Origin of the sequence: Burkholderia sp. AU33423, from assembly GCF_002223135.1 — a bacterium.
Classification (GTDB): domain Bacteria; phylum Pseudomonadota; class Gammaproteobacteria; order Burkholderiales; family Burkholderiaceae; genus Burkholderia; species Burkholderia lata_D.
Map to the genome: position 1 here is coordinate 227855 of NZ_NKFH01000010.1, position 19072 is coordinate 246926.

A 19072-nucleotide genomic window follows, 5' to 3' on the forward strand; every position below is an offset into this window, starting at 1 on the left:
CCGCGACGTATCCGGAGTTGCCGGTGGCGGGCGCCGTTGGGCTCGACGCTGATCCCGCCCGCGGTGCTGCCGTAAGTTGAATTCATCGCCTTGCTTGCCCTGGTGATGGTGGGTGGTTGCGCGAATCGAGAGGTGACCCGCGCACCGTCGGCGACGACTTTAATTATCCTTGCGTTTGATTGTCAATCAAATTAAATCGATTTATTCATTGTTTATTTCATTTGAATGATGAGGATGATGGTTGTCGAAAATGAGCGTGACGTCATGAAGCGAATGGCTGATATCCTCTTGTGTGGCGGGTCTCGGGGAGGGTGTCTCGTGTCGCCTGAAAATGGATTGAAGAGATGAAGGTGGCATCCACGAATTGCCTTCATGAATTGAATAATTCATTGGAGTGATTGAAATGCTGTAAATAAAGATGTCGTGACATCGGTTCAATTTCTGGTTCTGAAAAACCAAGTTGTTTTATTTTTGCTTTTGATGCGTTAACGGTGTTCAACGTAAAAACTCCGATTTTTCCGGCTGCGGTCGCCGAGCGTCGGCGGTTCTCGATCATCACGAGGTTGACGGCTTGCCGGCGCCCACCACGCCCACAAAATTCGACAAATCGGAACAGATGGGCGCGGCGAACACGCCTACCATCCGCACGTACCTCGCGCATTCCCGTACCACCGCAGCATCGGCTGATCCTTGGCCCGCATCCCGCTGCACGCGTCTTCCTCACCCCTTCGCATCCTGACAAGCCGCCAACAGGCAAAGGATTCGTCATGTCCGCAAGATCGTTCGCTTCATTCGTGCTGATGCTGTTGCTCGCGGCGTGCGGAGGCGACTCCGATTCGTCCGTGCCCGGCAGCGCCGTTGCAGCGGCCTCGGCGCGCGCGTCGCAGGCCGCCGCGTGGAAGCCGCTCGTGCCCGGCACGAGCTGGCAATGGCAGATCGACGGCAACCGGATCAACGAGAGCGTGCTCGACGGCGTGAACAACCCGCGCAAGATGTTCGACGTCGACATGGAGCTGACCGATGCCGGCACGATCCAGCGCCTGAAGGCGAAGGGCGTCTATGTCGTCTGCTACATGGAGGTGGGCGGGCGGGAGGACACCCGTGGCGACGCCGGCAAGTTTCCGGACAGCGTGCTCGGCAATCCCGTCGAAGGATACGAGGATCACGAACGCTGGCTGGACATTCGCCAGACCACGATCCTGATGCCGCTGATGCTGGCGCGGCTCGACCAGGCGAAGAAAAAGGGTTGCGACGGCATCGAGCCGGACCTCGACGACAGCTATCGCCAGGAAACCGGCTTTCCGCTGACGCGTGACGACCAGCTGCGGTACAACACGGCGCTGATCGCCGCCGCGCACGATCGCGGGATGTCGATGGGCCTCAAGAACGGCTCGGGTATCGCTGCCGCCATGGCGAAAGTGGCCGACTGGGCGCTCAACGAGCAATGCAACAGGTTCCACGAGTGCGGCGACTACGCGAGCTTCGTCGCGCTGAACAAGGCCGTGTTCAATGTCGAATACACGCGTCCGGACGGTATGACGCTCGCGGATTTCTGCCCGGCGGACAACCAGGCCAATTTCGACGGCATTCTGAAACTGTCGAGCGACACGCTCGCGGCGCTGCCGCGCGCGGCGTGCCGGTTCGAGTGAACGGCGTGCCGCGATGATCCGGCGTCTCGCGTCCAGGCGCCTGCCGGTTCCGCACGATTTCGAACCGTTGACCTCCGTCAACGCCCGCTTCCGGCGAACGCCGACACAGCCGGACCCATGACGCCGAGCGCGGGGCCGCGCTGGACGGGTTGCGTGCCGGGATGACGTGGGTCGAGATGAGGAAGTCGAACACGTTTACAGTCTGAAGCGGCGGCAGCGGTGATCGCGAGCGTGTCGCACGGGCGCCGGCATTTCGTTCGTCATCCGATGCAATGCACGTCGTATCGCGCATGCAGCGACGTGCCTAGTCGTTCGCCTGATCTCCGTCGGCAGGCGGCGCAGCGGGACGCGAGACCGGTTCGTCGTCGCGCGCCTGTTCGCGTTGCCGCCCGACATGATGCGCGACCGCGTCGGTCACGGTCGGAAAGAAGCAGGCGGGACCGAATACGTCGAACAGCCCGTAGGCGCGCAGGCGGTCCTTTACCGGGCCTTTCATCTCCGCGAAGCCCAGCGCGATCTTCTGCTCCCGGAGTTCCTCGCACAGCGCCACGAGCCGGTCCGCGGCACTGACGTCGATATCGGTGATGGGCTCGGACGCGACGACGATGCGCGTGACCGGGGACGCCGACGCCGACGCCGCAACGGCAGCATGCAGATGCTCGCAGAAGATCTCGACATTCGCGTAGAAGAGCGGCGCATCCCAGCGGAACAGCACGAGCCCCGGCGTCTGTGTCGCGTCGGGATGCCGTGCGATGTCGTGATAGCCGCGCACGCCGGCCAGCCGGCCCAGCACCGCATCGTACGGATGCCACGCGCGCCACACGAACGACAGCAGCGACAGCGCGCTGGCAAGCAGGATGCCGGGCACGACGCCCATGCCGATCACGCCGGCAAAGCAGAGCACCGAAATCAGGCATTCGCCGCGGCGCATCCGGTACAGCCGGACGACGCTGCGGACATCCGCGATGCCGAACGCCGCGTAGATCACGATGGCGGCCAGCGCCGGGCGCGGGACCAGGGTCAGCAGCGCCGGTGCGGCAACGAGCAGGATCGCGATGCACGCCGCCGCGACGAGATTCGTGACCTGGCTTTGCGCGCCCGCGGCAATCGCGACGGGCGTACGGGACGCGCTGCTGCTGACGGCGCAGCCCTGCATCACGCCGGCCAGCAGATTGGCGGCGCCCAGTGCGACCAGTTCCTGGTTGCGGTCCGGCGTATCGCGTGCGCGCGTGGAAAGGGCGCGCGACAGCATGCTGATGTCGGCGAACGACACCAGCGCGACGGCGATTGCGCCGGACGCGAGCGTCGTCAGGTCGGCGAAGGAGACGGCCGGGAGGTGCGCAACGGGCGCGCCGGCCGGCAACAGGCCGACCGTCGCGACGCCGTGCAGCGGCGACACCTGCGCGATCACGGTCGCCGCCAGCACGGCGATCAGTATGCCGGGCGCCCGCGGCATTGCGCGTTTCATCAGGAAAATGGTCGCGAGCACCCCGATGCCCAGCAGGGCCGAAGCGATGGAGAACCGGCGTTCGACGAGGGCATGCGCGATGCGCGGCACACTGCCGAGCACGTCGCCGCCCGATACCGGCATGCCCAGCAGTTCCGGCAACCGGCCGATCGCGAGCGCAACGGCGATGCCGTTCAGGTAACCGTACTGGATCGGACGCGACAGCAGGTCGGTGACGAAGCCGAGGCGGAGCGTGCCGAGCAGGATGCAGATCGTGCCGGCCGACAGCGCCAGCGCGCCGGCCAGCGCGACGGCGCGCTGCGGATCGTGGCCGGCGAGCGGCGCGATCGCGCCGGCAATCAGCGCGGCCAGCGCCGAATCGGGGCCGAGCACGAGGATCCGGCTCGGGCCCAGCAGCGCATACGCGAGCAACGCGGCGATCGATGCATGGAGCCCGGTGATGGCCGGCAAGCCGGCCGCCTGCGCGTAGCTCATGCCGACCGGCACCAGCACGGCGGACAGTGTGAGGCCCGCATAGAGGTCGCGCGGGAGCCATGAACGCCGGTAGTTCATGAGCAGCGCAACACCCGGTAGCAGGTGGGCGACGCGCTCGGACAGGGGCCGGTTCATCGCGGCGTCATCTCCGAGACGACCGGGCGAAAGGCGTGGCAGGCGCCGGCCAGCGCACGGTCACCGGGAGGCGGGCAACCCGGGCGGACGGATGAAGCGGTAGCGGGAGAACGGCCATTGCATCGGATGACGGGGCCGCCGCCGTCGCACCGGATGCCGGCGGGGCGGCACGGCCACGCACTGCGTCAAGCGGCCTTGAGCGCCGACAGTTGCAGCGCCCGCACGAAACGGGCCAGCGTCGCGACCAATCCCGTCACGCTTTCGTAGCGTTCGCGCCCGATCTGTCCGTCGAGGATCACGAGCATGCCGGCATCGCGCGCGAGGGCGACGAGCGCCTGCGTGTCGAGGGCGGCCGCGTCGGACGCATGGTCCGGGGCGGTGCGGGTGTCGGCGTGTGACATGACGTCTCTCCTCGTGCCTGCGATCGGGTGGTCGTGCAACCGTTCTCGGTGATTTCATTATCGTCGTCGGCACGGGGCGATTCAATCAGCGTTGCCTGAAGCTGCGGTTGGAATCGTGCAGATGCCGTCGGCGGATTCCTGCACGGCGCGCCGCTTCGAGCCCGCATCGCAGCGCGCCGGCGCGCGTTCCCGACGCAGCGCATACCCGCTTCCGATGGCCTGCCAGATCTGCGCGGCGGATTCGCAAGAGGTGAACAGCTCGAGGTCGCGGCGGTCGATCATTCCTTCGTCCGCGAGAAACGCCAGGTGTCGACCGCGCGGCGCCAGTATGCTTCGCCGACGAGGATGACCGGAAGCGGCGCGATCTTGCGCGTCTGCAGCTAGCGCGACGATTTGACGTGATGACAGCGCATATCCATGCGGCGAGCCGATGGGCCGACGCGAACTTCCGTCGTGTCGTTCGATGGCAAAATTTGCCAATTCATGCTGTTTTGTGGCTTTTCATCCGGATGTCATCTCGCGTCGCGACAGTGCGGAATCGTGTGCCAGTCCCGGGAATACACGACGCGAGCCGGCCGGTTTGCCTCGCAGGCGGGAATACGTCCATGGGACGCGGCAAGCAGCACCCGATACGCTCGCCCCGCAAGGGCGGCGCGCGTCATCTCGACAGAAGGAACATGCAATCGTGAACGCCATCACAGCGGCAGACTCTTATGACGTGGTCATCGTCGGCGCCGGCATCGTCGGCCTCGCCCATGCCTATACGGCAGCGCTCAAGGGGCTGCGCATCTGCGTGATCGAACGCGATGCCGCATGCGTGGGCGCGTCGATTCGCAATTTCGGCTTCGTCACCGTCACCGGGCAGCACGCCGAACACAGCTGGCGGCGTGCGCGGGCGAGCCGCGAGGTCTGGGCGGACGTCGCGCCGCAAGCCGGCATCGACGTGCTGCACAAGGGCCTCCACCTGATTGCGCGTCGCCCCGAGGCGATGCACCTGATCGATGCCTTCATGCAGACCGGCATGGCCGACGGCTGCCGGGTCATGACCCCCGGTGAAGCGGCGGCCGTAGCGCCGGGGTTGCGGCTCGACGGCGCGCAAGGCGTGCTGCACAGCCCGCATGAACTGCGCATCGAGCCGCGTACCGCGATCGGGTTGCTGGCGTCCTGGCTGGCGGAACGCTTCGGCGTGACGTTTCGTTACGGCGAGATGGTGCACGAGGTGCGCACGCCGACCGTGCGCACGTCGCGCGGCGTGTTGCACGCGGAGCGCGTGATCGTCTGCGGCAATGCGGACAGCCGTCACTTGTACGGCGACTGGTTCGCGCGGCACGCGGTGCGGCTGTGCCAGTTGCAGATGCTGCGCGTGCGGCCGCGCCGCCCGCTGGCGCTGCGCGCCGCGGTGATGAGCGACCTGAGCCTGCTGCGTTACGCGGGTTTCGCGGCGCTGCCCGCCGCCGACGCATTGCGCACGCGCCTGAAGGCGGAGGAGCCCGTGTGCCTCGGTTACGGCATCCACCTGATCGCGGTGCAGAGCGCCGACGGCAGCCTCGTGGTGGGCGATTCGCACGAATACGGCGCCGCACCGCTGCCGTTCGCGACGCAGGAGATCGATGCGCAGATCCTGCGCCTGCTGCACGAGACGCTCGATGTGCCGGAGCTGGACATCGTCGAACGCTGGACCGGCAGCTATCCGTCGGCAGCCGATGCCGATTGCGTGATCGAGGCGCCGGATGACGGTACGCGCGTCGTCGTCGTGACGAGCGGCGCCGGAATGAGCACGGGCTTCGGGATCGCGCAGGACGTGTTTGCCGCGTGGTGATGGCAGGGGCATGCGCGTCGCGCAGTCGCCGGGTTCGCGGGATGCGCGCGAGCGACACGCCTGCCGGCATGACTGCGGGATTCGATCGGCGATTTTAGTGTGTTTAGCGAAACAGTCGAATCAGGAATTTGTCTAGTCATCCTGATCGAAAGATCGGATGAAATGCACCATGTTCGTGCCGCGAATCACCACCGAGAGGCACGTCAGAGCCCCGGAATTAGGGGATTTCCCGCGTTTTCCCGGTTTTTTTTGATCAACGCTTGTCGCTCGTTTTTTCTTCTTGCATGCTTGTATAGACAAATTCCTGAGGCCGCTTGCATGACCGAAGGGATGACGATCTTCAACGCAAGGAGAAAACTCGTGAACGGCAAGCGCATCAAGTGGGCAGTCAGGACGATCGGCATCATCGCAGCGGCAGCGGCCACGCTTTCCGCGCCGGTGCAGGCGAAGGAATGGAAGACGGTGACGGTGGCGCTCGAAGGCGGCTACGCGCCGTGGAACCTCACGCTGCCGGGTGGCAAGCTCGGCGGCTTCGAGCCCGAACTGCTCGCCAACGTGTGCGAGCGCATCAAGGTGCAGTGCAATATGGTCGCGCAGGACTGGGACGGAATGATTCCCGGGCTGCAGGCCGGCAAGTTCGATGTCCTGATGGATGCGATCTCGATTACACCGGAGCGGGAGAAGATCCTGCTGTTCTCGCGCCCGTATGCCGCGACGCCCGCGACGTTCGCCGTCACCGATACGAAGATCCTGCCGAAGGCGGCGCCGGGCGCGCCGATCGTCAAGCTGTCGGGCGACGCGAATGCCGACAAATCGACTGTCGACGGGCTTCGCAAGCAGCTGAAGGGCAAGACGATCGGCATCCAGTCGGGCACCGTCTACACGAAGTTCATCAACGACAGCTTCAAGGACATCGCGTCGATCCGCGTGTACAAGACCTCGCCCGAGCGCGATCTCGACCTCGTCGCCGGCCGCATCGACGCCTCGTTCGACGATGTCACGTACTACGCGGCGAACAACGCGAAGAAGGACAACGCATCGATCGTGCTCGCGGGCCCGAAGCTCGGCGGGCCGATCTGGGGGCCGGGCGAAGGGCTCGCGTTCCGCAAGCAGGATGCCGACCTGAAGACGAAGTTCGATACGGCGATCGGCGCCGCGCTCGCGGACGGCACCGTGAAGAAGCTCGCCGACAAGTGGTTCAAGACCGACGTCACCCCGTAAGCGCACGTCCGGCCGCCGCCGCGCAAGCGGCATGAGCGACGCGCGGCGGCGCGCATCCTGCCGATCCACTCAACGCTTGCCGGGAGGCACGCATGGCGATCCTTGAAATGCTGGGCTTCGGAACCGAAGGCTGGGGCGGCGTGCTGCTGCTCGCCGCGCTGATGACGGTTGCGCTGACGCTGGCCGCGCTCGCGGTCGGTGCCGTGATCGGCGCGGGCATCGCGGCCGCGAAGCTGTCGCGCTATCGCAGCGCCCGCCTGCTCGGCGACCTGTACACGACGGTGTTTCGCGGCGTGCCCGAACTGCTCGTCATCTACCTGTTCTATTTCGGCGGGTCGACGCTCGTCACGGCCGTGGGCCAGTGGTTCGGTGCGGAAGGCTTCATCGGCGTGCCGCCGTTCGTGATCGGCGCGCTCGCGGTGGGGATGATTTCCGGCGCGTACCAGGCCGAGGTGTATCGCGCGGCCGTGCTCGCGGTGTCGAAGGGCGAGCTCGAAGCGGCGCGCTCGATCGGCATGCCGCGCAGCATGGTCCTGCGCCGCATCCTGATTCCGCAGGTCCTGCGCTTCGCGCTGCCCGGCATCGGCAACGTGTGGCAGTTGAGCCTGAAGGATTCGGCGCTGATCTCGGTCACCGGGCTCGCCGAGCTGCTGCGCACGAGCCAGATCGCGGCGAATTCGACCCACCAGTATTTCGTGTTCTTCGTCGCGGGCGGCGCGCTCTACCTGGTCATGACGGGGCTGTCGAACCGCGTGTTCAACCGGGCTGAAGCGATCGTCGGCCGGTCGTTCCGCCGCAACTTCGCACGCAACTGACGGAGCGCGCCCATGTCACTCGATTTCGACTTCCTGTTCGACACGCTGCGCCAGCTGCTCGCGGCGGTACCGACCACGCTCGGCCTGTTCTTCGCGTCGCTCGTGCTCGGCGGCCTGCTGTCGCTCGTGATCGTCACGATGCGCGTGTCGCCGCGCTGGCTGCCGAACCGCTTCGCGCGTGCCTACATCCTGGTATTTCGCGGCTCGCCGCTGCTGATCCAGATGTTTCTCGTGTACTACGGGCTTGGCCAGTTCGGCGTGATCCGCGAGAGCTTCATGTGGCCGCTGCTGCGCGAACCGTACGTATGCGCGGTGCTGTCGCTCGCGCTGTGTACGGCCGGCTACACGGCCGAGATCCTGCGCGGCGGGCTGATGGCCGTGCCGGTCGGGCAGATCGAGGCAGGCTATTCGATCGGCCTGTCGGGCTTCGCGCTGCTGCGCCGCGTGATCGGCCCGATCGCGCTGCGCCAGTGCCTGCCCGCGTATTCGACCGAAGCCGTGCTGCTGGTGAAGTCGACCGCGCTCGCCAGCCTCGTGACCGTGTGGGAGGTGACGGGCGTCGCGCAGCAGATCATCCAGCAAACCTACCGGACGACCGAGGTGTTCGTGTGTGCGGCCCTCATCTACCTGGGCCTGAACTTCATCGTCGTACGCCTGCTCGGCGCGCTCGAATGGCGGCTGTCGGGCCACCTGCGCGCGCCGAAGCCGTCCGGCGCACCCGCGGCCGACGCACGTAATGCGCGGCGTGTCGCATCCTGACCGCGTCCTTCCTTCCAGGAGAAATCGATGAACACCGCTGCTCCCGTCGCCCTGTCGGTCAGGAACATCCACAAGTCGTTCGGCGATCACCACGTGCTGAAGGGCATTTCGCTCGATGCGCACGAAGGCGACGTCATCTCGATCCTCGGTGCGAGCGGATCGGGCAAGAGTACCTTCCTGCGCTGCCTGAACCTGCTCGAAACGCCCGACGACGGCTCGGTCGCGCTCGCCGGCGAGGAACTGAAGATGAAACGCGCGCGCGACGGCAAGCTGCATCCGGGTGACCGGCGCCAGGTCGACCGCATCCGCTCGCAGCTCGGGATGGTGTTCCAGAACTTCAACCTGTGGTCGCACATGACCGTGCTCGACAATCTCGTCGAAGGGCCGCTGCGTGTGCAGAAGCGCAGTCGCGCGGAGGCGGTCGAGGAGGCCGAGGCGCTGCTCGCGCGTGTCGGCCTCGCGGACAAGCGCGGCTACTATCCGGCCCATCTGTCGGGCGGCCAGCAGCAGCGGGTCGCGATCGCGCGGGCGCTCGCGATGCATCCGAAGGTGATGCTGTTCGACGAACCGACGTCGGCGCTCGATCCGGAGCTGGTCGGCGAGGTGCTGCGCGTGATGCGCTCGCTCGCGGAGGAAGGGCGCACGATGCTGGTCGTCACGCACGAAATGGGCTTCGCGCGGCATGTGTCGAATCGCGTGATGTTCCTGCATCAGGGCGAGGTCGATGCGGACGGAACGCCGGGCGAACTGTTCGGCGGCCAGTGCTCCGAACGCTTCCGCCAGTTCGTGTCGAGCCATCATGACCGTGCCGCGAACTGAGGCCGCCATGACCGTATTCCGTTCGGCCCGGCCGCTCGACTGGCGGCAGATCGCGGCGGTGGCGGCCGGCGCGCCGCTCGCGTTGACCGACGACGCGCGCGGACGTGTCGTCGCGGCGCGCGAACTCGTCGACGCAATCGTCGCGCGCGGCATTCGCGCGTATGGCGTCAACACGGGCGTCGGTGCGCTATGCGACGTGATCGTGTCGCCCGCGCAGCAGGGTACGCTGTCGCGCAACATCCTGATGAGCCACGCGGTCGGCGTCGGCGCGCCGCTCGGTGCGGCGGAAACGCGCGCGATCATCGCGGCCGCGATCAACAACTACGCCCACGGGCATTCCGGTGTGCGGGCCGACATCGTCGACCAGCTGGTCGCACTGCTCGAGCACGATTGCCTGCCGGAAGTGCCGGCGCACGGGTCGGTCGGCTACCTGACCCACATGGCGCACGTCGCGCTCGTCTGTATCGGGCACGGCCACGCACGGCACGGCGGCGAACGCATACGTGGCGACGAAGCGCTGCGCCGCATCGGCCGCGAGCCGCTGGCGCTCGGCGCCAAGGAGGGGCTGAGCCTGGTCAACGGCACGCCGTGCGTGACGGGGCTCGCCGCGCTCGCGCTCGCCCGTGCGGAGCGGCTGCTCGACTGGGCCGACTGGATTGCGGCGACGAGCTTCGAGAATCTCGGCGGCCAGCTCGCCGCGTTCGATCCGGCATCGCTGGCGCTGCGCATTTCGCCCGGTATCGGGCACGTCGGTGCGCGCCTGCGCGCGATGCTCGCCGACAGCGCGATGCTCGCCGCGGCGAACGGGCGACATACGCAGGACCCGCTCAGCCTGCGCACGATTCCGCACGTGCACGGCGCGGCGCGCGACGTGCTGGCGGTCACGGCGGAAGTCGTCGACCGCGAGCTCGCGTCCGTGACCGACAATCCGATCGTCGCGGGCACGCGCGACGCGCCGACCGTCCATTCGCAGGCGCATGCGGTCGGCGCGGGCATCGCGCTCGCGATGGACAGCCTCGCGGCCGCGATGGCGCAGGTCGCGGCGATTGCCGAGCGGCGGCTCGACCGGCTCGTCAATCCGCTCGTGAGCGGGCTGCCGGCGTTTCTCGCGGCGCCGGGCGGCACGTGTTCCGGGTTCATGATCGCGCAGTACACCGCGGTCGCGCTGGTTGCGCAGAACCAGCGGCTCGCCGCGCCCGCGAGCCTCGACGGCGGCATCACGTCGGGCCTGCAGGAAGACCACCTGTGCCATGCGACGCCGGCCGCGCTGAAGGCGCTCGACATCATCGAGAACACCACGCGCGTGCTCGCGATCGAGTTGCTGGCCGCCGCGCAGGCGTACGATTTGCAGGAGAACGAAGCGTCGCGGGCGGCGCCGACCGACGCGCTGTGGCGTTACGTGCGCGACCGCGTGCCGGCGTATCACGACGACCGGCCGCTTGCGGACGACATCGCGAGCGCGGCCGCCATCGTCGCGGGCGTGCCGCCGTCGCTGGGGTGACGCAGCGGCGGTGCGACGGTCGGCAGGTCATCCCATCTTCATTCGATCGAGGGCGCATGAACGAAGCGGAACGATATACGGCGGCCCGGCCGGGGGCCGTACCGGGCGACGACGTGCCGGCGCGCGCGCTGCCGGCCTACCAGCAGATCAAGCGCTACGTGGTCGAGCGGATCGCGAACGGGGACTGGAAGCCCGGTGGCGCGATTCCGACCGAGGCCGAACTGGTCAAGGAGTTCGGCGTGGCGCGCATGACCGTGTCGCGTGCGCTGCGCGAGCTGACCGCCGAGCGTGTGCTGACCCGCATCCAGGGGGCGGGCACCTTTGTCGAGCGCCGTCATTACGAATCGACGGTGCTCGAGATCCGCAACATCGCGGACGAGATCGCCGAGCGCGGCCATCGGCACAGCGCGCGCGTGCTGATGATCGAAAGCAGCGACGATCCCGAAGCGATCGAAGCGCTCGGGCTTCGCGCGGGGCCGGTGTTTCATTCGCGCATCGTGCATTGCGAGGAGGGCGAGCCGATCCAGTTCGAGGATCGCTACGTCAATCCGGCGCTGTTTCCCGCCTATCTCGAGCAGGATTTCACGGTCGAGACCCCGAACCACTACATGGTTCGGCTCGCGCCGATCCAGCGTGCGGAGTTCCGCATCTACGCGCAGAAGCCCGATGCGCAGGTGCGCCGGCACCTCGTGATGGAAATCGGCGAACCGTGTCTGCTGCTGCGGCGGCGCACGTGGGTCGGCGGGCAGGTCGCGACGTCGGTGCAGCTGTGGCATCCGGCGTCACGGTTTCATCTGGCGGGGAGGGTGTAGGCAGGGTTGTTCGCTGCCGTCAAGCGTGACGGCGCGCACCGCATTCGCCGCAGAACAGGTCGTCGGCGGCCATCGGCTTGTGGCACTGCGCACAGGCCGTGGCCTCGTCCGCGGCGGGCGATTTTGTATCCGATGCCGGCAGTGAAGCCGTCCCCGCTGCGCCCGCCGTGCCGGCTGCGCGCGAGTCGCGTGCTTTCGCAAGGTGATCGGCGGCGCGTTCGCGTGCCTGTTCGGCGTGGCGTTTCGCGTCCGCGACGTGCTGGCTCAGCTTCTCTTCCGTTGCGGAGAAATCGACGCCGCTGACCGTCTGCAGATAGATGAGGCACGTGCCGTTGACGAACGTCAGGAACGGAATCACGAGACCGATCGCGAACAGCAGGCCGTTGCCGAAGCCGTACGCGCCCAGATAGGCCATGCTGCGGTAGTCGAATCCGCCTCCCGCCGCATCCGCGCCGAGGCCGTAGGCGCTGGCGTGCCGGCCGAGGCCGCCCAGGCCGCCGAGCGTGCCCATCAGGCCACCCAACGGGCTGGTGCCGGTTGCCGCCGAGATCGACGATGCGATCGCGGCGCCCGTACCGAGAATGCCGAACACGATCGCGGACAGGACGCCGACGAGCAGCAGCAGCCCGAACATCCGGACGATCACGCCGAGCAGCTGGCGGCGGCCGATCTGCAGCAGGCGCGCGGCGGTCTGCAGCGTCGAGTTGCCTTGCCAGATGGCGGGCGCGGCGAGCGGATAGCCGACGTACCCCATGCCGGCGAAGATCGCACCCGCGGCGATCGCCGCGACCGGATATGCGATCGCGTACAGCAGCGGCCCGACGCCCGGGATCTTGCAGACCAGGAACACGATCAGCAGCGCGAGCAGCAGCAGGACCCAGCCGACCGCGAGCAGCACGCCGATGCCGACGAGGCGATGGGCGCTGAACGTCGCCTGCAGCAGCGCATCGACGAATCCGACCGACTCACCCTGTGCATCGCGCATCAGCACGATGCCGACCGCGGAATAGCCGATCAGCGAGATCGCGAAGGTCGCGATGATGAACAGCAGGCCGAGCACGGGGCTGTGACCGAGTACCTGGATCGTGAGCATGCCCATCAGCATGCTGGCGACGAGCGCGAACGCGCACATGGCGAGTGCGCGCCAGTTCGTGACGGCCTCGGCGGCGCGCAGCAGGCCGAACTTCCCCGACACGGGGGCTTGATCGAGCGTTGACATCGTTGAATCTCCTTGCAGGTGCGGGCCGGTCAGTGTGCGGCGGGGGCGTCGAGCAGCGCGACGACGGTGACGCCGTCGACCTGCGCGAGCTGGATGCTGGATTGCCGGGTCGAGCCCGGCTTGCCGTTCAGGTAGACCTGGCTTTTCAGCGTGTACGTGCCTTGCGGCGCACCCGACGGCAGTTTCAGCGTGAAGCTGTTGTCGAATTCGCCGCTGCCCGGCGTCGCGTTGACGATCTTCTCGCCGCGCTTGAACTGCTCGCCCGACGGCGCGTAGACGGTCACGACTTCCTTGACTTCCTGGACGGGCTCGTTCGTGCCGGATACCGCGCGAATCTGCGAAGCCAGCTTGATCGGCTCGCCGGTCTTGACGGCGGAGCGGGGCGTCACGACCGTGGTGTAGGCGTCGATCTTCGCGTACGGCGGCAGGTTGTTGCGGTTGTTCGCGCGGTAATCGCGATCGACTTCGGCCGCCGTCTTCGTCTGCCGCGTCGCGACTTCGATCACGGCGCACGCGGCGAGCCCGGCAACCGCGCCGCCGATCGCGCCCTTGGTGCCGCCGATCAGCGCGCCGACCAGCGCGCCGCCGGCGCCGAGCGCGGTACAGCGCAGGACGGATTCGGACGAGATCCCGCCGGCTCCGTTCTGGGTGGCGCAGCCGCTGGCGAGCAAGGTGACCGCGCAGGCCGCGGCGAGGGTTTTCTGGATTGTCATGTCGGTCTTCTCCGGCGCTTCATTCAAGTGTGCTGTTGTTGCGCAGTGCATCCATCTGCCGCGCCTTCGCCTTGTCGATCAGCGTCTTCGCCGGACGATTGCCGGGCTCGATCGCAAGGACGCTTTCCGCTGTCGCGATGGCCTTGTCGTACTGGCCGCGCGACAGGTCGCCCTGCGCGCGTTTCAGCAGGCCGTCGACGGCGGGCGCGGCAGGGTTGGCCGCCGTGGACGGGCGGGCCGGCGGTGTCGGGTGCGGCTTGCTGCGCGAGGTCTCCGCAACGGCGGCGGGGGCGGTCGGCGTGTCGTCCTGCAGTTTCGCGAAGGGCGACGGATGCTGCGCGTTCGCGGATGCGGGCGGTGCGTTCGACGCCGGTGACGTCGCGGGCACCGGAGCCGTCGTGACATTCGTGACGACGGCCGGGCCCGACGCGGGCGCGGTCATGGCTGCGGCGGCCGTATCGGTCGGTGCGGACGCCGGTGCGTCGGGCGGCATCGTTGCAACGACCGCGCCGGCAGTGGAGGAACCCGGTCCCGCGATGTCCGATGCAGCGTTGACCGTGAAGGCAGCAACCGTGGATGCGGCGACCGGTTCGGGCGTTGCAGGTGCGCTCGCCTGGCGGCCGTGCCACCAGAATGCGCCGCCCGCGCAGGCGATCGCGACCGCGACGCCGGCTGCGACGATCTTGAGTCTTGCCGACGTATCGTCGTTCGGCGTCGCGGTCTGCGGTATCGGCCGGGGCACCACACCGGATGCCGGACGCACGGGTTCGGCGGGCGGCGACGCGACATCGGCGTTCAGTACGTGGTGAGGGTTGGCAACTGCATCGACCCCGTCTGTTTCGTCGACGGCGAGTGCCGCTTCGGTATTCACCGATACGCCCGCAGGCGCGGCTTGCACGACCGTGACGACAGGCGAGGCAGCGACCGCATCGCCTCGATGGTCTGCCGCTGCGATGTGCGTGGCAGTCGTTGCGGCGTCGTGCGATTGCAGCGGCGCGTTCGCACGACCCGATACCGGATCGGCGGTGTTCGCGACGTGCGAGATACCGTTCCCTGCAGTGTTCGCCGCTATCGATTCGACGCCGAAGTCAGCTTGCGTATCTTGAACGTCGACGGTGCCGCGTGCAGGTTCGTGAGCAGATTCCACCGCCACGTGTGCGCGTTGCGGTGCTGGCTCGGCCGGCGGCGCGGGCACCTCCACTTCCACCTCGATCGCGTCGGCGCTATCCGCCGATGCGACGGGTGTCCCGCACTTGTTGCAGAAACGCTGGTTCGGCGTCAGAGCGGCGTGGCAGTTCCGACACGGTGCGCTGGCCGCTTCGGTCCGGATGGCCGCAACCGGGGTTCCGCATTGCTTGCAGAACTTGAGACCACCGGGCAGTTCGGTTCCGCAGTGGGTACACGCAGTCATAATTAAGTAATCCTCTTCTTTTGATCGATCGACGTGACGGCGCCGTGCGGGCATGCGCACGTTTGTCCGAATCGCGGGATGGCGGCGTGCCGGCGTGCGCTACGAAGGCGAGCGACGCGGAACGGGCCGTTCAGCGCGGGATATCAGTCGGAATGGGGTCGGCCGCGCGGGACGTGTCGGCGTAGAGAAGAAGAGATCCGGCCGACGTGAACTGGCACGTGCGGCCCAACGGATCCGGATACCCCGGTATTGAATGGCGAGTTCAAGCTTTCCCCGTATCAGTCGCCGGATTGAATCCGGCTGACTGTTTTCATTATTTCGATTGATAATACAAATGGTCTTCTGCAGCGGATATTACACTGAAAATACGCGGTTTTGCCATCCGCAAGGCGCGCTTCGGAGCGCGTTTTCACGTAGGAACCTGAGCGGCCGCACCGCGCGCGTCATCACCGCCTGATGCGTATATCGCCGTGCCGCTGGCTTGCCTTGGGCGCACACGGGTCTCACCAGATCACTCTGTAACCCGAACGCGGTGGAAGCCATGCCACACGCTGCCATTTCTTGAACCATCGTTCCGGCGCTTGCATGGCAATCGCCGCGTTCCCTTCCATGAACTGACTCACCTGTCCATCGAACTGCTGCACGGGTCGGGTAAAGGCCCGCCTGCCTTTCAAAGCAGGCGGCGTCGCCTTCGCGCAGTACGCTGCCGAGCATATCCGCCGGGTTCGCCTTGGCAACACGGGTCCCGGGCGATCGACTTGTCTGACTGTCTCAACCTTGCGCAGCCATCTCCCGAAGAGCCGCCGACAGCCCGTGGAACTACTGAGTTGCCGCGGAAAATGGTTTATGGTCAAATGACCATGTCAAGTGATCTACATGCCTGTTTCATCCCCAATTGGAAGTCACCGCTCGATCGTGGACTTCCTCCCCGTGGGCAACATTTTGCGAAGACTTCCGCGTGGCGGAGCCATTGGCCCACCCCCACTCCCGGAAGTCAGGCGAAATCCTGGGCGATGGAGCAGGCGTTCGCGTATGGATGCCTGGGCGGTTCTTGCCTGTCGGCGCGAAAGCGCCCGGGTGGAAAAACAAGAATTTCTGGAGACGGTGCTCGTGGATGAAATGCACAGCAGGATGAACCAAGCGATCGATCCCTCGGCGCTACGCGCCCAACTGCGAGACGGCGCGTTGCTGGAGACGCGTGCGTGGCTTGCGTCGGGATGGGCGGAGGGTACGGATGGCCGTTCGTTTCCCGTCACGAATCCGGCCACGGGTGACATCCTGGCGCGCGTGGCCAGCCTCGGCGCCGCGGAGGTCGAGCAGGCCATTGCGTCGTCGGCGCTTGCACAACAAGGCTGGCAGAAACGCACCAGCCACGAGCGCGCGAAGATACTGCGCGCCTGGTACGACCTGATCGTGGCGAATGCCGACGATCTCGCGCTGATCATGACGTCGGAGCAGGGCAAGCCGCTGGCGGAGGCTCGCGGCGAAATCATGTATGCGGCTTCTTTCGTGGAGTGGTTCGCCGAAGAAGCGAAGCGTGTCTACGGCGACGTCATTCCGCACCCGCAAGGCGACAAGCGCATTCTCGTCATCCGTCAGCCGATCGGCGTGTGTGCCGCGATCACGCCGTGGAATTTTCCTGCCGCGATGATCACGCGCAAAGTTGCACCAGCACTGGCCGCGGGCTGCTCCATCATCGTGCGCCCCGCGGACCTGACGCCGCTCACGGCGCTTGCGCTTGCCGTCCTGGCCGAGCGGGCGGGCATTCCGGCGGGTGTCCTTCAAGTGGTGTGCGGCCCGTCGCGCGAGATCGGCGCGGTACTCACGGCCAGCCCGGTCGTGCGCAAGCTTTCGTTCACCGGTTCGACCGAAGTCGGCCGCGTGCTCATGAGCCAGTCGTCCGGGACGATCAAGCGACTCTCTCTCGAACTCGGCGGCAACGCACCTTTCATCGTGTTCGACGACGCGGATCTCGACGCCGCGGTTGAAGGTGCGATGGCGTCGAAGTACCGGAATAGCGGCCAGACCTGTGTGTGCGCCAATCGCTTTCTCGTCCAGGCGGGCATTCATGACCGCTTCGTCGACGCGCTCACCCGGCGAGTTCAGGCGCTCAAGGTAGGAAACGGCATCGAACCGGGGGTGCAGCAGGGGCCGCTGATCCAGCAGTCCGCCTGTGACCACCTGAATCAGCTGATCGACGATGCCGTGAGCAAGGGCGCACGAATCGTCACGGGCGGTAAACGCCATCCGCTTGGGGGCACGTTTTTCGAGCCGACCGTCATTGCCGATGCGACGCCGGCCATGCGTCTCGCACGCGAGGAGCTTTTCGGGCCCGTCGGCCCGGTGTTCCGCTTCGAGGATGAAGCAGAAGCGATCGCGATGGCCAACGACACCGAGTACGGGCTCGCGGCCTATCTCTATACACGCGACCACGGCCGCATCTGGCGTGTGGGTGAGGCGCTCGAGTACGGCATGGTCGGCCTGAATACCGGCGTGATTTCCAACGAGGTCGCGCCGTTCGGCGGGGTCAAGCAATCGGGCCTGGGCCGTGAGGGGTCCCGTTACGGCATCGAGGAATACCTGGAAATCAAGTACCTGTGCACCCAGGTCTAACGGCCAACGTCCGCATCAAGGAAACGTCAATGGAAATGTCCCTGCAGTCGATGCTCTTCGAAACTGTTCCGTCCATTCTCCAGGAATGGGGTTGTGCGCGCCGCCTGGGTCAGGTGATGGCGGCATGGACGGAGCGCCGCCGTGTCCTGATCGTGACCGATGCAGGACTGCACAAGGCCGGTGTGCTGGAACCGGCGAAAGCGTCGTTGGCCGCCGAGGGATTCCGCGTGGCGGTTTTCGACGAGGTCGTGGCCGACCCGCCGGAGAAGGTGGTCTTGCGCTGCGTCGAGTTTGCACGCAGTGCCGAGGCGGACATCGTCATTGGCCTGGGCGGCGGCTCGTCGATGGACATCGCAAAACTGGCCGCCGTGCTCACCGTGTCGCGGCAATCGCTCGCGGAAATGTACGGCATCGGCAACATTCAGGGGGCGCGCCTGCCGTTGGTGCAGATCCCGACGACGGCGGGTACCGGGTCGGAAGTCACCAACATCTCCATCGTTTCGGTTGACGAAACAACCAAGATGGGCATCGTCGCACGTCAGCTGTATGCCGACAAAGTGATCCTGGACGCCGAGCTGACGGTCGGTCTGCCACGCAGCCATACCGCTGCGACGGGCATCGACGCGATGGTTCACGCCATCGAGGCCTATACGAGCAAGCACAAGAAGAATGCCATCTCCGACGCGCTCGCGCGTGAGGCGCTGCGACTGCTGGTGAGCAACCTGATCCCGGCTTGCGAAAACGGCGAAGACCGGCGCGCCCGCGAGGCGATGCTGCTGGGCGCCACGCTGGCGGGGCAAGCCTTCGCCAATGCGCCGGTGGCCGCGGTCCATGCACTGGCGTATCCGTTGGGTGGCCATTTCCATATTCCGCACGGCTTGTCCAACGCGTTGATGCTGGCACCCGTGCTGCGTTTCAACGCTGAAGCGGCGGCTTCGCACTATTCGGAACTGGCGGACGTCGTCGGCGCGGGTGGAACGGGCGACGCCACGGCGCGCACGGCGGCGTTCATCGCATTCCTGGAAGACCTGATGGACCGCTCCGGCGCGCCGCGACGCCTGCGCGACGTGGGTGTGACGCAATCGAGCCTGCCGACCCTCGCGGCCGACGCGATGAAGCAGCAGCGCTTGCTGTTGAACAATCCGGTCGTCGTCACGGAGTCGGACGCATTGCGCCTGTACGAACAGGCCTATTGAACCGACGCCGGCAAATCCGCAGTCGCCGTAACGTAAATAGAGAGAGT

The 19072-nt window shown here is 66.6% G+C and carries 16 protein-coding genes and 1 pseudogene; 10 read left to right on the top strand and 7 right to left on the bottom strand.

Annotated features, from left to right (window positions below; translation table 11 throughout):
* Nucleotides 1-370 precede the first annotated feature (370 nt).
* The gene (locus CFB50_RS39335; protein WP_144020755.1) at nt 371-769 is read right to left on the bottom strand and encodes a hypothetical protein; all 399 of its coding nucleotides are present in this window, start codon (nt 767-769) and stop codon (nt 371-373) included.
* Between CFB50_RS39335 and CFB50_RS36390 the strand changes: the two genes are divergently transcribed.
* Entirely contained in the window at nt 768-1649 is an 882-nt protein-coding gene (locus CFB50_RS36390) for an endo alpha-1,4 polygalactosaminidase (protein WP_089449232.1), read from the top strand. The two genes, CFB50_RS39335 and CFB50_RS36390, sit on opposite strands and share 2 nt — an antisense overlap.
* Nucleotides 1650-1953: 304 nt before the next feature.
* Here CFB50_RS36390 and CFB50_RS36395 read toward each other — a convergent pair whose 3' ends face one another.
* From CFB50_RS36395 to CFB50_RS40395, 3 genes and pseudogenes are all read right to left on the bottom strand, one after another.
* Complete coding sequence (locus tag CFB50_RS36395) at nt 1954-3726, bottom strand: SulP family inorganic anion transporter (RefSeq protein WP_089449233.1); 1773 nt, start codon at nt 3724-3726, stop codon at nt 1954-1956.
* A gap of 185 nt (nt 3727-3911) precedes the next feature.
* A complete protein-coding gene (locus CFB50_RS36400) occupies nt 3912-4127 on the bottom strand; it encodes a hypothetical protein (protein WP_089449234.1) in 216 nt (71 codons plus the stop codon).
* A 141-nt stretch (nt 4128-4268) separates the two neighbouring features.
* A pseudogene (locus tag CFB50_RS40395) lies at nt 4269-4507 on the bottom strand (TIGR00730 family Rossman fold protein); the annotation flags it as partial.
* Nucleotides 4508-4809: 302 nt separating this feature from the next.
* On the opposite strand from CFB50_RS40395, the gene CFB50_RS36410 reads away from it, so the two are divergent.
* The 7 genes from CFB50_RS36410 to hutC all read left to right on the top strand — a co-directional run bounded on the left by CFB50_RS36410 (nt 4810) and on the right by hutC (nt 11873).
* The gene (locus tag CFB50_RS36410) at nt 4810-5946 is read left to right on the top strand and encodes a TIGR03364 family FAD-dependent oxidoreductase (RefSeq protein WP_373452996.1); all 1137 of its coding nucleotides are present in this window, start codon (nt 4810-4812) and stop codon (nt 5944-5946) included.
* 360 nt (nt 5947-6306) lie between these two features.
* Nucleotides 6307-7167, top strand: a complete 861-nt coding sequence (locus CFB50_RS36415) for a transporter substrate-binding domain-containing protein (protein ID WP_089449235.1) — start codon at nt 6307-6309, stop codon at nt 7165-7167.
* A 92-nt stretch (nt 7168-7259) separates the two neighbouring features.
* Nucleotides 7260-7982, top strand: coding sequence for an ABC transporter permease (locus CFB50_RS36420; RefSeq protein ID WP_039353368.1), 723 nt, complete (start codon nt 7260-7262; stop codon nt 7980-7982).
* Nucleotides 7983-7994: 12 nt separating this feature from the next.
* Nucleotides 7995-8741, top strand: coding sequence for an ABC transporter permease (locus tag CFB50_RS36425; protein ID WP_039353366.1), 747 nt, complete (start codon nt 7995-7997; stop codon nt 8739-8741).
* A gap of 27 nt (nt 8742-8768) precedes the next feature.
* On the top strand, nt 8769-9560 hold the full coding sequence (locus CFB50_RS36430) for an ABC transporter ATP-binding protein (RefSeq protein WP_039353363.1): 792 nt from the start codon (nt 8769-8771) through the stop codon (nt 9558-9560).
* Between the two features lie 7 nt (nt 9561-9567).
* A complete protein-coding gene (locus tag CFB50_RS36435; RefSeq protein WP_069250103.1) occupies nt 9568-11061 on the top strand; it encodes an aromatic amino acid ammonia-lyase in 1494 nt (497 codons plus the stop codon).
* 56 nt (nt 11062-11117) lie between these two features.
* Nucleotides 11118-11873, top strand: coding sequence for a histidine utilization repressor (gene hutC, locus CFB50_RS36440; protein WP_089449236.1), 756 nt, complete (start codon nt 11118-11120; stop codon nt 11871-11873).
* 19 nt (nt 11874-11892) lie between these two features.
* Here the strand turns inward: hutC and CFB50_RS36445 are convergent, their stop codons facing one another.
* Genes CFB50_RS36445 through CFB50_RS36455 form a run of 3 tightly spaced genes read right to left on the bottom strand, consistent with a single transcriptional unit; the run spans nt 11893 to nt 15270 of the window.
* On the bottom strand, nt 11893-13092 hold the full coding sequence (locus CFB50_RS36445) for a zinc ribbon domain-containing protein (protein WP_089449237.1): 1200 nt from the start codon (nt 13090-13092) through the stop codon (nt 11893-11895).
* A gap of 29 nt (nt 13093-13121) precedes the next feature.
* Nucleotides 13122-13805, bottom strand: coding sequence for a hypothetical protein (locus CFB50_RS36450; RefSeq protein WP_235986620.1), 684 nt, complete (start codon nt 13803-13805; stop codon nt 13122-13124).
* 19 nt (nt 13806-13824) lie between these two features.
* The gene (locus CFB50_RS36455; RefSeq protein WP_089449239.1) at nt 13825-15270 is read right to left on the bottom strand and encodes a zinc ribbon domain-containing protein; all 1446 of its coding nucleotides are present in this window, start codon (nt 15268-15270) and stop codon (nt 13825-13827) included.
* A gap of 1077 nt (nt 15271-16347) precedes the next feature.
* Between CFB50_RS36455 and CFB50_RS36460 the strand changes: the two genes are divergently transcribed.
* Both CFB50_RS36460 and CFB50_RS36465 read left to right on the top strand, forming a co-directional pair.
* Nucleotides 16348-17829 (top strand): NAD-dependent succinate-semialdehyde dehydrogenase, encoded by a 1482-nt coding sequence (locus CFB50_RS36460; RefSeq protein ID WP_089449240.1) that lies wholly within the window; start codon nt 16348-16350, stop codon nt 17827-17829.
* A gap of 29 nt (nt 17830-17858) precedes the next feature.
* Nucleotides 17859-19025 (top strand): iron-containing alcohol dehydrogenase, encoded by a 1167-nt coding sequence (locus CFB50_RS36465; RefSeq protein ID WP_089449241.1) that lies wholly within the window; start codon nt 17859-17861, stop codon nt 19023-19025.
* The last annotated feature ends 47 nt before the right edge of the window (nt 19026-19072 follow it).

What these genes read in the sequence shown, in the direction of transcription:
- CFB50_RS36450 (WP_235986620.1), bottom strand. Translation starts at nt 13,805, where the DNA reads ATGACAATCCAGAAAACCCTCGCCGCGGCCTGCGCGGTCACCTTGCTC.
- hutC (WP_089449236.1), top strand. Translation starts at nt 11,118, where the DNA reads ATGAACGAAGCGGAACGATATACGGCGGCCCGGCCGGGGGCCGTACCG.
- CFB50_RS36465 (WP_089449241.1), top strand. Translation starts at nt 17,859, where the DNA reads ATGGAAATGTCCCTGCAGTCGATGCTCTTCGAAACTGTTCCGTCCATT.
- CFB50_RS36395 (WP_089449233.1), bottom strand. Translation starts at nt 3,726, where the DNA reads ATGAACCGGCCCCTGTCCGAGCGCGTCGCCCACCTGCTACCGGGTGTT.
- CFB50_RS36435 (WP_069250103.1), top strand. Translation starts at nt 9,568, where the DNA reads ATGACCGTATTCCGTTCGGCCCGGCCGCTCGACTGGCGGCAGATCGCG.
- CFB50_RS36390 (WP_089449232.1), top strand. Translation starts at nt 768, where the DNA reads ATGTCCGCAAGATCGTTCGCTTCATTCGTGCTGATGCTGTTGCTCGCG.
- CFB50_RS39335 (WP_144020755.1), bottom strand. Translation starts at nt 769, where the DNA reads ATGACGAATCCTTTGCCTGTTGGCGGCTTGTCAGGATGCGAAGGGGTG.
- CFB50_RS36430 (WP_039353363.1), top strand. Translation starts at nt 8,769, where the DNA reads ATGAACACCGCTGCTCCCGTCGCCCTGTCGGTCAGGAACATCCACAAG.
- CFB50_RS36425 (WP_039353366.1), top strand. Translation starts at nt 7,995, where the DNA reads ATGTCACTCGATTTCGACTTCCTGTTCGACACGCTGCGCCAGCTGCTC.
- CFB50_RS36420 (WP_039353368.1), top strand. Translation starts at nt 7,260, where the DNA reads ATGGCGATCCTTGAAATGCTGGGCTTCGGAACCGAAGGCTGGGGCGGC.
- CFB50_RS36460 (WP_089449240.1), top strand. Translation starts at nt 16,348, where the DNA reads ATGAACCAAGCGATCGATCCCTCGGCGCTACGCGCCCAACTGCGAGAC.
- CFB50_RS36400 (WP_089449234.1), bottom strand. Translation starts at nt 4,127, where the DNA reads ATGTCACACGCCGACACCCGCACCGCCCCGGACCATGCGTCCGACGCG.
- CFB50_RS36455 (WP_089449239.1), bottom strand. Translation starts at nt 15,270, where the DNA reads ATGCCCGCACGGCGCCGTCACGTCGATCGATCAAAAGAAGAGGATTAC.
- CFB50_RS36445 (WP_089449237.1), bottom strand. Translation starts at nt 13,092, where the DNA reads ATGTCAACGCTCGATCAAGCCCCCGTGTCGGGGAAGTTCGGCCTGCTG.